This is a genomic window from Robiginitalea rubriflava, from assembly GCF_052540725.1.
In genome coordinates this window covers 526,646-539,775 of sequence record NZ_CP199309.1, presented here as the reverse complement: position 1 = coordinate 539,775, position 13,130 = coordinate 526,646, and the positions used below count along the sequence as shown (strand labels likewise).

13 protein-coding genes are annotated in these 13,130 nt (G+C 46.4%); 10 read left to right on the top strand and 3 right to left on the bottom strand.

Features of this window, described 5'->3' with window-relative positions; all coding sequences use genetic code 11:
* Nucleotides 1-11: 11 nt before the first annotated feature.
* The 3 genes from ACT6NU_RS02455 (at nucleotide 12) to rlmN (ending at nucleotide 3,531) form a co-directional block, all read left to right on the top strand.
* Entirely contained in the window at nucleotides 12-1,241 is a 1,230-nt protein-coding gene (locus tag ACT6NU_RS02455) for a 3-phosphoshikimate 1-carboxyvinyltransferase (RefSeq protein WP_445382876.1), read from the top strand.
* A gap of 146 nt (nucleotides 1,242-1,387) precedes the next feature.
* Nucleotides 1,388-2,437, top strand: a complete 1,050-nt coding sequence (gene queA / locus ACT6NU_RS02450; protein ID WP_445382875.1) for a tRNA preQ1(34) S-adenosylmethionine ribosyltransferase-isomerase QueA — start codon at nucleotides 1,388-1,390, stop codon at nucleotides 2,435-2,437.
* Nucleotides 2,438-2,481: 44 nt separating this feature from the next.
* On the top strand, nucleotides 2,482-3,531 hold the full coding sequence (rlmN, locus tag ACT6NU_RS02445; RefSeq protein ID WP_445382874.1) for a 23S rRNA (adenine(2503)-C(2))-methyltransferase RlmN: 1,050 nt from the start codon (nucleotides 2,482-2,484) through the stop codon (nucleotides 3,529-3,531).
* A gap of 49 nt (nucleotides 3,532-3,580) precedes the next feature.
* On the opposite strand, the gene ACT6NU_RS02440 is transcribed toward rlmN, so the two are convergent.
* Nucleotides 3,581-3,877, bottom strand: coding sequence for a DUF202 domain-containing protein (locus ACT6NU_RS02440; protein WP_445382873.1), 297 nt, complete (start codon nucleotides 3,875-3,877; stop codon nucleotides 3,581-3,583).
* A gap of 128 nt (nucleotides 3,878-4,005) precedes the next feature.
* Here ACT6NU_RS02440 and ACT6NU_RS02435 point away from each other — a divergent pair, with 128 nt between their 5' ends.
* From ACT6NU_RS02435 to dnaG, 5 genes are all read left to right on the top strand, one after another.
* Complete coding sequence (locus ACT6NU_RS02435; protein WP_445382872.1) at nucleotides 4,006-4,983, top strand: polyprenyl synthetase family protein; 978 nt, start codon at nucleotides 4,006-4,008, stop codon at nucleotides 4,981-4,983.
* Nucleotides 4,984-5,183: 200 nt separating this feature from the next.
* A complete protein-coding gene (locus tag ACT6NU_RS02430) occupies nucleotides 5,184-5,750 on the top strand; it encodes an RNA polymerase sigma factor (RefSeq protein ID WP_445382871.1) in 567 nt (188 codons plus the stop codon).
* Nucleotides 5,737-6,498, top strand: coding sequence for a hypothetical protein (locus ACT6NU_RS02425; protein WP_445382870.1), 762 nt, complete (start codon nucleotides 5,737-5,739; stop codon nucleotides 6,496-6,498). The genes ACT6NU_RS02430 and ACT6NU_RS02425 overlap by 14 nt, the downstream gene beginning before the upstream one ends.
* 87 nt (nucleotides 6,499-6,585) lie before the next feature.
* A complete protein-coding gene (locus ACT6NU_RS02420; protein ID WP_445382869.1) occupies nucleotides 6,586-7,668 on the top strand; it encodes a hypothetical protein in 1,083 nt (360 codons plus the stop codon).
* Between the two features lie 412 nt (nucleotides 7,669-8,080).
* Nucleotides 8,081-10,057, top strand: a complete 1,977-nt coding sequence (dnaG, locus tag ACT6NU_RS02415) for a DNA primase (protein WP_445382868.1) — start codon at nucleotides 8,081-8,083, stop codon at nucleotides 10,055-10,057.
* Between the two features lie 58 nt (nucleotides 10,058-10,115).
* On the opposite strand, the gene ACT6NU_RS02410 is transcribed toward dnaG, so the two are convergent.
* Both ACT6NU_RS02410 and nadE read right to left on the bottom strand, forming a co-directional pair.
* Nucleotides 10,116-10,745 carry a response regulator gene (locus ACT6NU_RS02410; protein ID WP_445382867.1) on the bottom strand — a complete coding sequence of 210 codons (630 nt, stop codon included), beginning with the start codon at nucleotides 10,743-10,745 and terminating at the stop codon, nucleotides 10,116-10,118.
* A gap of 164 nt (nucleotides 10,746-10,909) precedes the next feature.
* The gene (gene nadE, locus ACT6NU_RS02405) at nucleotides 10,910-11,698 is read right to left on the bottom strand and encodes an NAD(+) synthase (protein ID WP_445382866.1); all 789 of its coding nucleotides are present in this window, start codon (nucleotides 11,696-11,698) and stop codon (nucleotides 10,910-10,912) included.
* 75 nt (nucleotides 11,699-11,773) lie between these two features.
* Here nadE and gldB point away from each other — a divergent pair, with 75 nt between their 5' ends.
* Nucleotides 11,774-12,757, top strand: coding sequence for a gliding motility lipoprotein GldB (gene gldB, locus ACT6NU_RS02400; RefSeq protein WP_445382865.1), 984 nt, complete (start codon nucleotides 11,774-11,776; stop codon nucleotides 12,755-12,757).
* Complete coding sequence (gene gldC, locus ACT6NU_RS02395; RefSeq protein ID WP_445382864.1) at nucleotides 12,758-13,096, top strand: gliding motility protein GldC; 339 nt, start codon at nucleotides 12,758-12,760, stop codon at nucleotides 13,094-13,096. It abuts the gene before it with no gap.
* Nucleotides 13,097-13,130 lie beyond the last annotated feature (34 nt).

Sequence of the window (13,130 nt, the reverse complement as noted above, 5' to 3'; positions counted from 1 at the left end):
CTGCTGGTATTTTGAATTTAGAACTTACCGCCCCTACTGACCTCAGGATACAGCAATCCGTTCAAATTACGGGTTCAAAAAGTGAAACAAACCGCCTTTTATTGCTGCAGGCGCTCTTTCCGGAACTTACAATTGAGAATATCTCCAATTCAGACGATGCCCGGGCTATGAGGCAGGGATTGGCCAGTAAAGGGGGTGTGGTGGATATTCATCATGCCGGTACTGCCATGCGCTTCCTGACAGCATATTTTGCCAGCAGGGAAGGAACAGAGGTTGTACTTACAGGCTCAGCTCGCATGAAGGAGCGACCCATTCACGTTTTAGTGGAGGCCCTGCGTTCCATGGGTGCAGATATTACCTACATGGAAAACGAGGGTTGCCCGCCCCTTCGGATTAAGGGAGTGGCACTGAAAGTATCCAGGGTCACTTTGCCGGCAGATGTCAGCAGCCAGTACATATCTGCCTTGTTGCTGATTGCCCCTTCCCTGCCTGAAGGACTCAGGCTGCATTTAAAGGGCAACATTACTTCTGTTCCCTATATACAAATGACTCTGGGTTTATTAAGCCGGCTGGGAATCAAGAATAGTTTTACCGGAAACACGGTTGAGGTATTGCCAAAACAAAGACTCTCTCCTATAACGCTTACGGTAGAGTCTGACTGGAGCTCTGCATCTTATTACTACTCCCTGATGGCACTCAGTGCAGTGGGCAGCAGTGTCCGGCTTTCAGCTTTCCGGGAAGATTCCCTTCAGGGAGATAGTGTGCTGCCGGAAATCTTTAAAAACCTTGGGGTAGTTACAGAATATACCGAAGGCGGTATTTTCCTGAAGCACACGCAGGCTGCTAAAATTGATCGTTTTCAGCTAAACATGGTAAAGTGCCCGGACCTGGCACAAACCCTGGCGGTTTGTTGTTTTGGCCTGGGGATAGGATGCGACCTCGACGGCTTACACACTTTGAAAATAAAGGAGACGGATCGGCTGCAGGCCTTGAAATCGGAATTGACCAAACTGGGTGCAGAAATTTCTGTTACCACACATTCGCTCCACCTGGAACCGGCCACAACCATTATAGAAGCTCAGCAAATAGCAACCTTTAACGACCACCGCATGGCAATGGCTTTTGCGCCCCTGGCGCTTAAAACCCGTTTGATAATCGCCGATGCCGGGGTTGTTTCTAAGTCCTATCCGGGTTTTTGGGAAGATATGGAAAGCCTGGGCCTGCACCTTCGCCAATGCTAAGAGAAAACTGCATGCATACTGATTTCACAGGCTTTTAACAGTCGGGTATGCAGGCTGTCAGGGAACTAATTACATCATTTACTTGACTTCCCCTCCTTCAGGGTAGTATATTTGCAGCTGCTAAACCAGAAAATAGCTATACGCGCATGAAACTATCCCACTTTAATTTTGAACTTCCTAAAGAATTACTGGCTGAATATCCCGCAGAAAACAGGGATGAATCCAAATTAATGGTAATCCACCGTGAAACGGGGAAAATCGAGCACAAATTATTTAAGGACCTGATTGATTATTTTGAGGAGGGGGATGTAATGGTGCTGAACAATACCAAGGTATTTCCGGCCAGGCTTTTTGGAAACAAGGAAAAGACCGGGGCACGGATTGAAGTGTTCCTGCTCAGAGAGCTCAATGAAGAACAGCGGCTTTGGGATGTATTGGTAGACCCTGCGCGGAAGATCCGGATTGGGAACAAACTATACTTTGGTGAAGATGAATCCCTGGTAGCTGAGGTAATCGACAATACCACTTCAAGGGGGCGTACCCTGCGTTTCCTCTACGATGGTTCCTATACGGATTTCAGGCGGAAATTGCGGGAGCTGGGACAAACCCCACTGCCCAAATATATCAAAAGGGATGTGGAGCCGGAAGACGAATCGCGCTACCAGACTATCTACGCCAAGCACGAAGGGGCTGTTGCTGCTCCTACGGCTGGCCTGCATTTTTCCAAACACCTGCTGAAACGCCTTGAAATAAAGGGCCTGGAATTTGCGGAACTCACCCTGCATGTGGGGCTGGGAACCTTCAATCCGGTAGAGGTAGAAGACCTTTCCAAACATAAAATGGACAGTGAGGAACTGATCATTGATGAAAAGGCAACTGAGATCGTAAACAAGGCAAAAAGGGAAAAAAGACATGTAATAGCTGTGGGAACTACCGTCATGAGAGGGTTGGAAAGTGCAGTCTCGTCTGAGCATATGCTCAATACGCACGAAGGCTGGACCAATAAATTTATTTTCCCCCCTTACGAATTCAGTATAGCCACGGCAATGGTAACGAATTTTCACCTGCCGAAATCTACCCTGCTGATGATGGTATCTGCCTTTATGGGGCACGACCTGATGAAGCGGGCTTATAAGGAGGCCATACTGGAAGGCTATCGCTTTTATTCCTACGGGGATGCCATGCTGATCCTTTAAGCACCGGAACCGGGCCCAGGCAGCCCACAAATGAACCCAAGGATATGAAAGGAAGTGAGAAGCGGGATATCAGGGCCATGAGCCGGGAAGACCTGCGTGCTTTTTTTATGTCGGTGGGGGAAAAAGCCTTCAGGGGAAATCAGGTTTACGAATGGTTGTGGCAGAAAGGGGCTCATTCTTTTTCGGATATGACGAATCTGTCACTGGAGCTCCGCGAGCATCTCGACACTAATTTTACCATCAACCATATTGCTGTAGACAAGATGCAGCGAAGCAAGGACGGTACGGTCAAAAATGCGGTAAAACTGCATGACGGACTGGTGGTAGAGTCTGTTCTGATCCCTGCTGAAAACAGAACAACTGCCTGTGTTTCCAGCCAGGTGGGCTGCAGCCTGGATTGCCGTTTCTGTGCCACTGCCCGCTTGAAACGGATGCGAAACCTCAATGCGGATGAAATTTACGACCAGGTTATGGTGATAGACCGGCAGAGCCGGCTGTATTTTAACAGACCCCTGAGTAATATTGTTTTTATGGGGATGGGAGAGCCTCTGATGAACTACCCGAACGTGATGAAGGCCATCGATAAAATAACCTCCCCGGATGGGTTGGGGATGTCTCCCAAGCGTATTACTGTATCCACATCGGGCGTTCCCAAGATTATTCGTAAAATGGCGGACGAACAGCCCAGGTTCAGACTGGCTGTGTCTTTGCATTCAGCCATAGAGGAAACCCGCACCTCCATTATGCCTTTTAACAGCACCTTTCCCCTAAAAGATCTCCGCGAAGCGGTTTGCTACTGGTATGAGAAAACAAAAAGCAGGGTTACCTACGAATATGTAGTCTGGAAGGGGATTAATGATGGCCCTGAGGACATAGAGGCCCTTCTGGAATTTTGCAAGGCAGCCCCCTGCAAAGTCAATCTTATCGAATACAACCCAATTGAGGGTGGTGAATTCCAACAGGCCCCAGATTCGGCTGTGGAGAATTACATACACCACCTGGAAGCTGCGGGGATTACGGTAACGGTAAGAAGGTCTCGTGGGAAAGATATAGATGCTGCCTGCGGACAACTTGCCAATAAGGAAACCGCCTGAACCCAGTTTAAATTACGTTTTATGAATAGCGCAAAGGCACAGAAAGCTGTTACAGCTCTTCTGCAGGGAGGTAGTAATGCTTGCGTATCTGCCGTTTAACATAAAGAAAACGGGCAATTCCGATGGTTAGCATAACTGGTGAAAGGGCCGTAAGGAAATAACCGACAGCCACAATTTCCTGTAATACTTCAATTTTCAGGATGGCAAAGCCAGAACTGAGAAATACTATAAAAGTTCTGAAATAAGCCAGGAAGGTGCGTTCATTGGCCAGGCGGGTTCGTTCAACAGCAAGTAAATCAGTACGGCTTAATTTTAATTTTTCCACATCCAGGAAGTTGCGATCCAATAATTTTGCAAGTTAAAAATACTTTTTAAAAGGACCTTAACCACAAATAAGGGGCCTAAGGCTTTTAAGAAGGCCATTTTCGTTATTTTTACGACGCATTAGTACAAATGGCGGTAAACTCGTAACTCTTGAAAATAGCCTCCCTGATCAAGGAACCTATCGAGCGGGAAATGGAACTGTTTGAAAAGAAGTTCCATGAATCCATGGCTTCTCAGGTGCCGCTGCTCAATCGGATAACCTACTACATAGTAAACCGGAAGGGAAAACAGATGCGCCCTATGTTTGTATTCCTTACAGCCAAACTACTCAATGAAGGGAAGGTTAACGAGCGAACCTACAGAGGGGCATCGGTAATTGAACTGATCCACACCGCAAGCCTGGTACACGACGATGTGGTAGATGACAGCTACAAGCGCAGAGGTTTTTTTTCCATAAATACCCTCTGGAAAAACAAGATTGCCGTTTTGGTGGGGGACTTCCTGTTGGCCCGGGGCATGTTACTCTCGGTGGATAATGGAGACTTTGACCTGTTGCGGATTATCTCGGTGGCCATGAGAGAAATCAGTGAAGGGGAGTTATTGCAGATTGAAAAGGCACGGCGCCTGGATATAACCGAGGAAGTCTATTATGAAATAATCAGGCAAAAGACCGCCACCCTTATTGCGGCCTGCTGCAGTTTAGGAGCCTGCTCTGTGCGGCCAGACTCGGAACACATTGAGACTTTCAGAAAGTTCGGGGAACTATGCGGGATGGCCTTCCAGATAAAAGATGACCTGTTTGATTATGGCGAAGATCGCATAGGGAAGCCTACCGGGATCGATATAAAAGAGCAAAAAATGACTTTGCCGCTTATTTACGCCCTGAACCAGGCAAATTCCAAAGACCGCAAATGGCTAATTAATTCCGTTAAGAACTACAATAAAAACCGCAGGCGTGTAAAGGAAGTTATCGCTTACGTCAAAGACAGTGGAGGCCTGGAATATGCAGAGTCTAAAATGATGGAATTTAAAAATGAGGCCCTGGAGATACTTGCGTCTTATCCCCGTTCGGACTATCGGGAAGCCCTGGAGTTGATGGTGAACTACGTTGTGGACCGCAGGCAATAAGCAATGTTATTTATGCTTTGCGGACTTTTGTTTGAAGGAATTTACTTAGGGGGAAATACCCTCCCCACCCCGGCTTTAAGATAAACGATCCCCCTGCATTTTACTGGCACAAAATTTGAAGTTTTAGAGAATAAGGAAAAAATTTTCCAGCTCAGGCAACCTTTTTAAGACTTATTACGTCTGGCATAATAGAACCCTGTATGAAAATGAAGATTATTTCATTGTTTCAGTCTGAAAAAGCATTGCTGCGCAAGGCGAAATCCGGGAATAGGGAGGCACAAAAAGCCCTTTACGACCAGTATGCGCCAATGATGCTGGCAACATGCAGACGATACATAAAAGACCTTCATTTTGCCGAAGACGTAATGATTGAAGGCTTTGTAAAGGTATTTAAGAACCTCCATAGTTTTCGCTGGCAAGGCAGTTTTGAGGGTTGGATGCGGAGGATTATGATCCGTGAGGCCATCGATTTTCTCAGGAAGCGACAATTTGTTGTCTTTGATCAGGAGCAATATGCATTTCAGAGCAGTTCCTATCAACCGGGAGACTCTCTTGAGTTGGAGCAACTGGAAGAACTGATCGATCAATTGCCGGAGGGTTATCGCCTGGTTTTTGTCCTTTATGCAATAGAAGGCTACAAACATGCGGAAATCGCTCAAATGCTGGAGATAACTGAAGGCACTTCAAAATCGCAGCTGTTTAAAGCGCGAAGGATTTTACAGGAACAGATACAAGCAAATGAATTAAGCAGATATGGCACCCGTTGAATTTGAAAAGAAACTACAAAAAGCCCTGAGCTCCCGTAAGATTCAGCCAAGTGAGGCTGCGTGGGAACGGCTGGAATCAAGGCTTGACGCCGGGAGGCCGGGCAAGCGACAAAACAGCTCCTACAGAATCCTGTTGGTCGCCGCTTCGCTGGTTGTATTAATAGGGCTTCCGTTTTATTTGGGCTTGTTCTCCAAAGAATCCCAGGAGCCTGCCATAGTGGAAAGCCCCGTGGAAAAGACTAAGAGCGAGCAACCGAATAATGCTGCAGAAGTACCATTAAACGAGCAGAATTCGGAAGGCTGGGCGGCGGTACCTGAAAATGAGGAACCTGGAACAGCTGTAAAGCAATCCTTACCGGAACCGATTCCACTATCGGAGGATTCCCGTTTACTGGGCATTGAAGAAGCCAGGCTGTCTGATCCCGGTTCAAAAGTAGTATTGGATTCGGTTAGTTTAAGTAGCCTTGATGCTTTGGTTGCTCTTCAGGTAGATGCTGTTTTGTTGCAGGTGGAAGGCATGGAGGCAGCATCCGGGGAGGTAAGTGATGCTGAGATAGACTCGCTACTTCGGGAGGCACAGGCCCTGATCAGGATGCAAAGCCAAACGGCAACCGATTCTGTGGATGCCCTGGCCTTGCTAAGTGAAGCGGAAGCCGAAATGGACCAGACTTTCAGGGAGCAACTATTCAACAAACTGAGAAAAGGCTTTAACAGAGTGCGGACGGCAGTTGCAGACCGCAACGAATAAGGAACCCACAAAAACATTGAAATATTAAAGGACTCCCGAATAAGGAGGAGGGAGCGGTTTATTCATCAATCATTAAAATCAATTCAAATGAACACCATTACAAGAGTAGTTATCACATTCATTTTAGTGCTCTGTATTTCCGGTCTTAATGCACAGGAGCAAAATCACACATCTGAAATTGCCAAATTAAAGTCGCAGCGCGAGCTGGTGGAAAAGCAGGAGAAGGAAGCCCTGAAACTGGAAGTAGCTGAAATAGATGAGCGCTTCCAAAAGGGAGAAATTTCCGCTGAACAGGCAAAGGACCTGAAAAGTGCTGCTGCACAAAAGAGGGCCCTTAATATTGAAAACCGCCAGCGGATTATAGATAATAAAATTGCGCTTTTGGAACGCAATGGGGAGGACACCCTGACCCTGTCGGATACACTGTCTTACAAGACTCGAATCCGTGTGGGCTGGGGGCAGGAAGAAGATGACATGCGGGTTTTCGGAATCCGTTTTGATGAGAACTGGAAGGAGCAGCCTGTAAAATATGACCGCCGTACCTATTCGGACCTGGTGGTTGCCGTAGGCCTGAACAATGCTATTATCGAAGGGTCTTCCCTCAGTGATTCACCGTATAAAATTGGAGGTAGCCGGTTTTTTGAATTGGGCTGGGCCTGGAGGACCCGGGTTTTTAAGAACTCCAATTTTATGCGATTGAATTATGGCTTCTCCTTTCAGTTTAACGGCCTGAAGCCAGAAGGCAATCAATATTTTGTGACCGAAAATGGACAAACCGAACTGCAGGATTTTGAATTTGACCTGAAGAAATCAAAATTTCGGATGGATAACCTGGTTTTCCCGGTTCACCTGGAATTTGGGCCTTCGAAAAGGCGGGACTATTCGGATAAATTCCGTTATTCGCTCAGGAATCAGTTTCGTATCGGATTAGGAGGATACGGCGGCTTTAACTTGGGTACCCGCCAGAAATTAAAATACAACAGAAACGGGGAAAGCGTAAAGGATAAACTCAAGCGGGGATATAATGCCAGTGATCTCATCTATGGCCTCAGTGCCTACATTGGCGTAGATGGTGTCCTTTTGTATGCCAAATATGACCTGAATCCGATTTTTAAAGATGCCCTGGTGGAACAACGCAATGTATCGCTTGGCCTGCGTTTTGACCTTTAACAGGTAATTAGTAAATACAAAAAAGGCGCTCTGGCGCCTTTTTCTATTCTAGTTCGGTAAGGGCTTCCTGCATTTCCCTACTGAGTTCCTCCCCGGAATAAACTTTTTTGCAATGGCTGCAGCTTACCTGTTTAAATGGTTTGAGGCGATAAACGGGTAACCAGAATAAGTGGATATAATGTGGCAGGACAACAGCGGTTAAGCTATCCTTTTGCTGGCAGAAGGGACATTTTACCCCTTGCAGAGGCTGTTGTTTTTCCTTACCGGTGCGTGTGCCAAAGAATAAAATCATTGGGCTGAGATTGAATGCATATTCAAAGGTATAAATACGGAGCCTTTAAAACCTAAACCATATTCTCCTTTTCCGGGGCAAATCCTTTTCTTATTTTTACCCAACGCCAAAACAACCCTATTGATAGCCAGAAGTACCATAGACAAAGTTTACGAAGCCGCCCGGGTCGAGGAGGTCATCGGAGATTTTGTCAACCTGAAAAAATCGGGTTCTAATTTTAAGGGCCTGAGTCCGTTTACGGATGAACGCACCCCCAGTTTTATGGTCTCGCCCGTAAAACAGATCTGGAAAGATTTCAGCAGCGGAAAGGGTGGGAATGTTGTGGCCTTTTTAATGGAACACGAGCATCTTTCCTATCCGGATGCTATCCGTTACCTGGCGCGGAAATATCAGATTGAAATTGAAGAAACCCAGCAATCTGATGAAGAAAAGGAAAAGGCCAGTGAACGGGAGAGTATGTTCCTGGTAACCGAGTATGCCAGTGAATTTTACGAGGACTGTTTGTGGAACACGGAAAAAGGAAAGGCAATAGGCCTGTCTTACTTAAAAGAACGCGGGTTTAGCGAAGACACTATCAGAACCTTTAAGCTGGGGTATAATCCGGATCAATGGGATGTCTTTACGGAAGCTGCCCTGGAAAAAGGATATCAGTTAAAGTACCTGGAGGCTACCGGGCTTACAATCGTAAAGCCTGCCGCAAACCCGGGAGAAAAAGAGCGCAGGTTCGACCGCTTTAAAGGACGGGTGCTTTTCCCGATTCATTCTATGAGCGGGCGGATACTGGGTTTTGGGGGAAGGACACTCAGCAACGACAAGAAACAGGCGAAGTACCTGAATTCCCCAGAAAGTGATATCTACCACAAGAGCAAGGTGCTTTATGGAATCTACCACGCCAAAAAAGCTATTGCCCGGGATGATGTTTGTTATCTGGTAGAAGGCTATACGGATGTCATACAGATGTATCAGGCAGGTATTGAAAATGTGGTTGCATCCAGCGGGACAGCCCTGACCCCTGATCAGATCCGCCTGATCCGCAGGCTCAGTTCCAATGTCGTTGTCCTTTTTGACGGGGATGCTGCCGGATTGAGGGCTTCCCTCAGGGGTATAGACCTTATTCTGGAAGAAGGGATGAATGTTAAGGTATGTACCTTCCCGGCAGGGGAGGACCCCGATAGTTTTGCCCGTAAGAATTCCAGGGACGCAATAGAGGCGTATTTGAAAGAGCACTCCCAGGACTTTATACAGTTCAAAACGGCGCTGCTACAACAGGAAGCTGCCAACGATCCTATTAAGAAGGCAGAAACAGTAAGGGATATAGTAGGGAGCATTTCAAAAATCCCGGATCGCATCAAAAGGGAGATTTACATACAGCAATGTGCCTCCCTGATGGGGATATCCGAAGCGGTATTGTACAATACCCTGGCACAGATGGATCGGAAACAGCAGCGGGATGCTACTAAAAAAACACTACCGCAGGGAAGTGTTCAAATGCACAAGGAACCACCCGAAGTCCGTGTGGATGTACAGTACGAACTGGAGCGGAAGATTATAGAGATGTTACTGCTATATGGAAAGCAGTCTGAGGAGTTCGAAGACCTGGTGTTAAAGGAGAACGAGGCAGGAGAACTGGTTTTGGAACCCGAGCGGGTTCAGGCAAAGGTTTTTGAGAAGGTCTATCTGGATTTGCAGGATGACGAAATAGAGCTGGCCAACAGCCACTTCAGGCATATTTATTACCGGCTTATTGAGCGCTTAAATGCCGAAGCCGATTTTGAAATCCGGGAACTGCTCAACGAACCGGACCAGGAACTGGTACAGGAAATTTCATCCATTCTGATGGAAGAGGAGCGATACCAGCTGCACCATTGGGAACGAAAAGATATTTATCCTAAAGGGAAAGAACATTCCATTGCACAACTGGTCAGCGAAACGATACTGTCACTTCGTTGCTTCCTGATCAAGAAACGGATAGCTGCCCTGCAGGAAAAAACCGGAGAACAACTCTCAGAGAGCAATCCGGAATTGCTGGACGAAATTATGAGCTACCTGCATCTGAACAAACTGCTCAACAAGAAACTGAACAGGGTACTCTCCTAAAAGGAAATAAAAAAACCACGCCAAAGCGTGGTTTGTAATGCTTTAAAAATCAAATACTTTAATACAATTCGAGGGCTTTTGCCTGCTGTAAAAGGTCCACCATATTATCCACATTGAGTTTTTTCATCAACCGCGCCTTATAGGTACTTACAGTTTTCTCATTGAGGTGAAGGCCTTCTGCCACTTCTTTGTTTCGTTTGCCGCTGGCAAGCATTTTCAGCACTTCCACTTCTCTTGTAGATAATTTCCGGAAAAACCTTCTCGGTTTCTGGCTGCCTTCATCAAAGGCCAGGCGTTGAGCCAGTTCGTTGGTAATAAACATGCCTCCCTGACTGATTTTTTCAATGGCATCAATGATGTATGAGGGATTGGCGCTCTTGGAAAGATAGCCGCTGGCTCCTGCACGTATGGTACTCAGGGCGTAAACGTCCTCAGATTGCCCGCTGTATATCAATACTTTAACCTCCGGATACTCCTGTTTCATTTTCCTTAAGGTGGCTATTCCGTTTATTTCGGGTATATCCATTTCAAGGATAACAACGTCCGGTTGCTGGGTGCTGAGTTGCTGGAATAATTCATTGGTAGTTGCTACATCTGAAATGATTTGAAAATCAGAATGATCATTTAACAATTGATTGATTCCAAGCCTGACAATGGGGTGATTGTCTGCAATTATAACTTTTGTCATCGTTAGTTGGTTTTCGCCTTGAAAACACGCCTGTCTCCAAAGACTGACATGCAATGTAGGGTTAAATTTGAAATGTTAAGTTACAAAATTGTCAAATTTTGCAGTAGAAAGCGCATTTTTCACATATTTATTCGAGGTAATACCCTGATTGTTAGCTAAGAGGTTTATTTCAGATCCGAAGGAATTTCGCACACGGGGATGGGAAGCATTTTATGTCGATTAACGGTATTGTAGCGTTTGTAGATACGAAAAACTTCCTGTTCCCTGCCACTGAAATCATCAATGGTTCTTCCTTTTGAATCCATATCCATGGCCCATTCCAGTTCCGGATAGGATGCCCCTATCTGCTCTTCATCCGTCCGGTCATCTCCCCATAAGCCATCTGTTGGCGGTGCTTTGAGAATTTCCTCATTGACTCCCAGATGTTCAGAGAGGGTATAAACTTCAGTCTTTAAAAGGTCTGCGATCGGGCTGAGGTCTACCCCGCCATCCCCGTATTTTGTGTAAAAGCCAACCCCGAAATCTTCAACCTTATTGCCGGTACCCGCTACCAGCAGTCTTTTGAGGGCAGCGAAATAATAAAGGGATGTCATTCGTATACGGGCCCTTGTATTGGCAAGGGACATCAGTCGGTCTTCCTCGTCCTTAACATCCGGGAAAGCCTCAATCAGTCCGTCAAATACTGGGGTGAGATCAATCCACTCTGAACGCACATTGGGATACTGCTGTTTTAACCAGAAAATATGATTGGCGGCACGGGTTATCTGATTCTTGGATTGGTGTATGGGCATTTCCAGGCAGAGTACCTCCATCCCCGTCATGGCGCAAAGCGTACTGGTCAGGGCGGAGTCTATACCCCCGGAAACCCCGACTACAAATCCTTTCATTTCTGCATCGGTTGCGTAATCCTTTAGCCAATTAACTATATGATCAATTACCTTTTCTGTGTGCATGTCAATACTGAATCAATTCGAAAACCATTAACTTTGTCGCGTAAAAATAGCATCTAGAACCGTAATAAGGAAACCTTGAGAAAAATAGTTGATTTTGACTTCAAACCCCTGATACTGCTTTTTATTTGTGTGCTTTCAGCCGGTTGTGAGGAAAACGGAAAACAGGTTTCGGATGCGGTATTAAGCACCCCGGTGGAAATCAGGCTCAACCGCTTTGATGTGGCTTTTGACCAGATGGAAACGGAAGGGCTGCCTGCCCTGAAAGCTAATTACCCTTACCTTTTCCCTGAGCAGTATGCGGACAGTATCTGGTTGGCAAAGCACAGGGACAGCCTGCAAAGAGAAATCCGGGCAGAGGTCCGCAGGGCCTTCTCCAATTTTAAACCGCTAACGGCAGAATTGGAGTTGCTCTTTAAACATGTCCGCTATTATTTCCCCGATGAAAGCCTGCCGCAAATAACCACCCTCACCAACGATGTGGACTACCAAAACCGGGTGATCCTTACAGACAGCCTGCTTTTGATTGGCCTGGATAACTACCTGGGGGCCGATCACAGGTTTTATGCAAATATGGATCGTTATATCGCCAAAGAACTGGATTCCCGTTATCTGAGCAGCGATGTGGCCACAGCATTTGCCAGGCGTCGGGTCCCTTTTCCGGCGGAGCGTAGTTTTATTGCCCAGATGATTTATTACGGGAAAATATTGTACCTGAAAGACCTGTTGCTACCCTTGGCATCGGATGCCGTAAAAATAGGGTACGAGGATACAGAACTGCAATGGGCAATGGATAATGAAGGGCAGATCTGGCGCTATTTTATAGAGCGCGAACTTCTCTACAATACAGACCGGGAACTGGCGCCCCGCTTTCTGGATCCTGCTCCCTTTAGTAAATTCCGATTGTTGCTGGATAATGAATCCCCGGGCAGGCTGGGTCGCTATATGGGCTGGCAGATCGTTCGCTCTTATATGGAAACAAACGAGGTTCCCCTTGAAAAAATGCTGAGGCTGAGCGGGGAGGAACTTTTTAAGAATTCAAATTATAAACCCCCTAAATAAATGGCTAAAACACATACTTCTGAAATTACCCTGAAAGTTACCCTGGATGAAAACCGGGTACCTGAAAAATTAAACTGGTCTGCTGAAGACGGGGGCATACAGGACGAGGAAGCCAAAGCAATGTTGCTTTCAGTCTGGGACAGTAAGAACAGGGAATCCCTGAAAATTGACCTCTGGACCAAAGACATGCCTGTTGAGGAGATGAAAATCTTTTTCCACCAGACCCTTGTGGCCCTGTCGGATACCTTTATGAAGGCTACTCAGGATGAAAAAATGACGGCGACCATGAAAGATTTTTGCGATTATTTCGCAGAAAAGCTGGAACTTAAAGGGGATTAAGCGGCCTAGACGCAATTCCCCGGCCTGTCCCGCT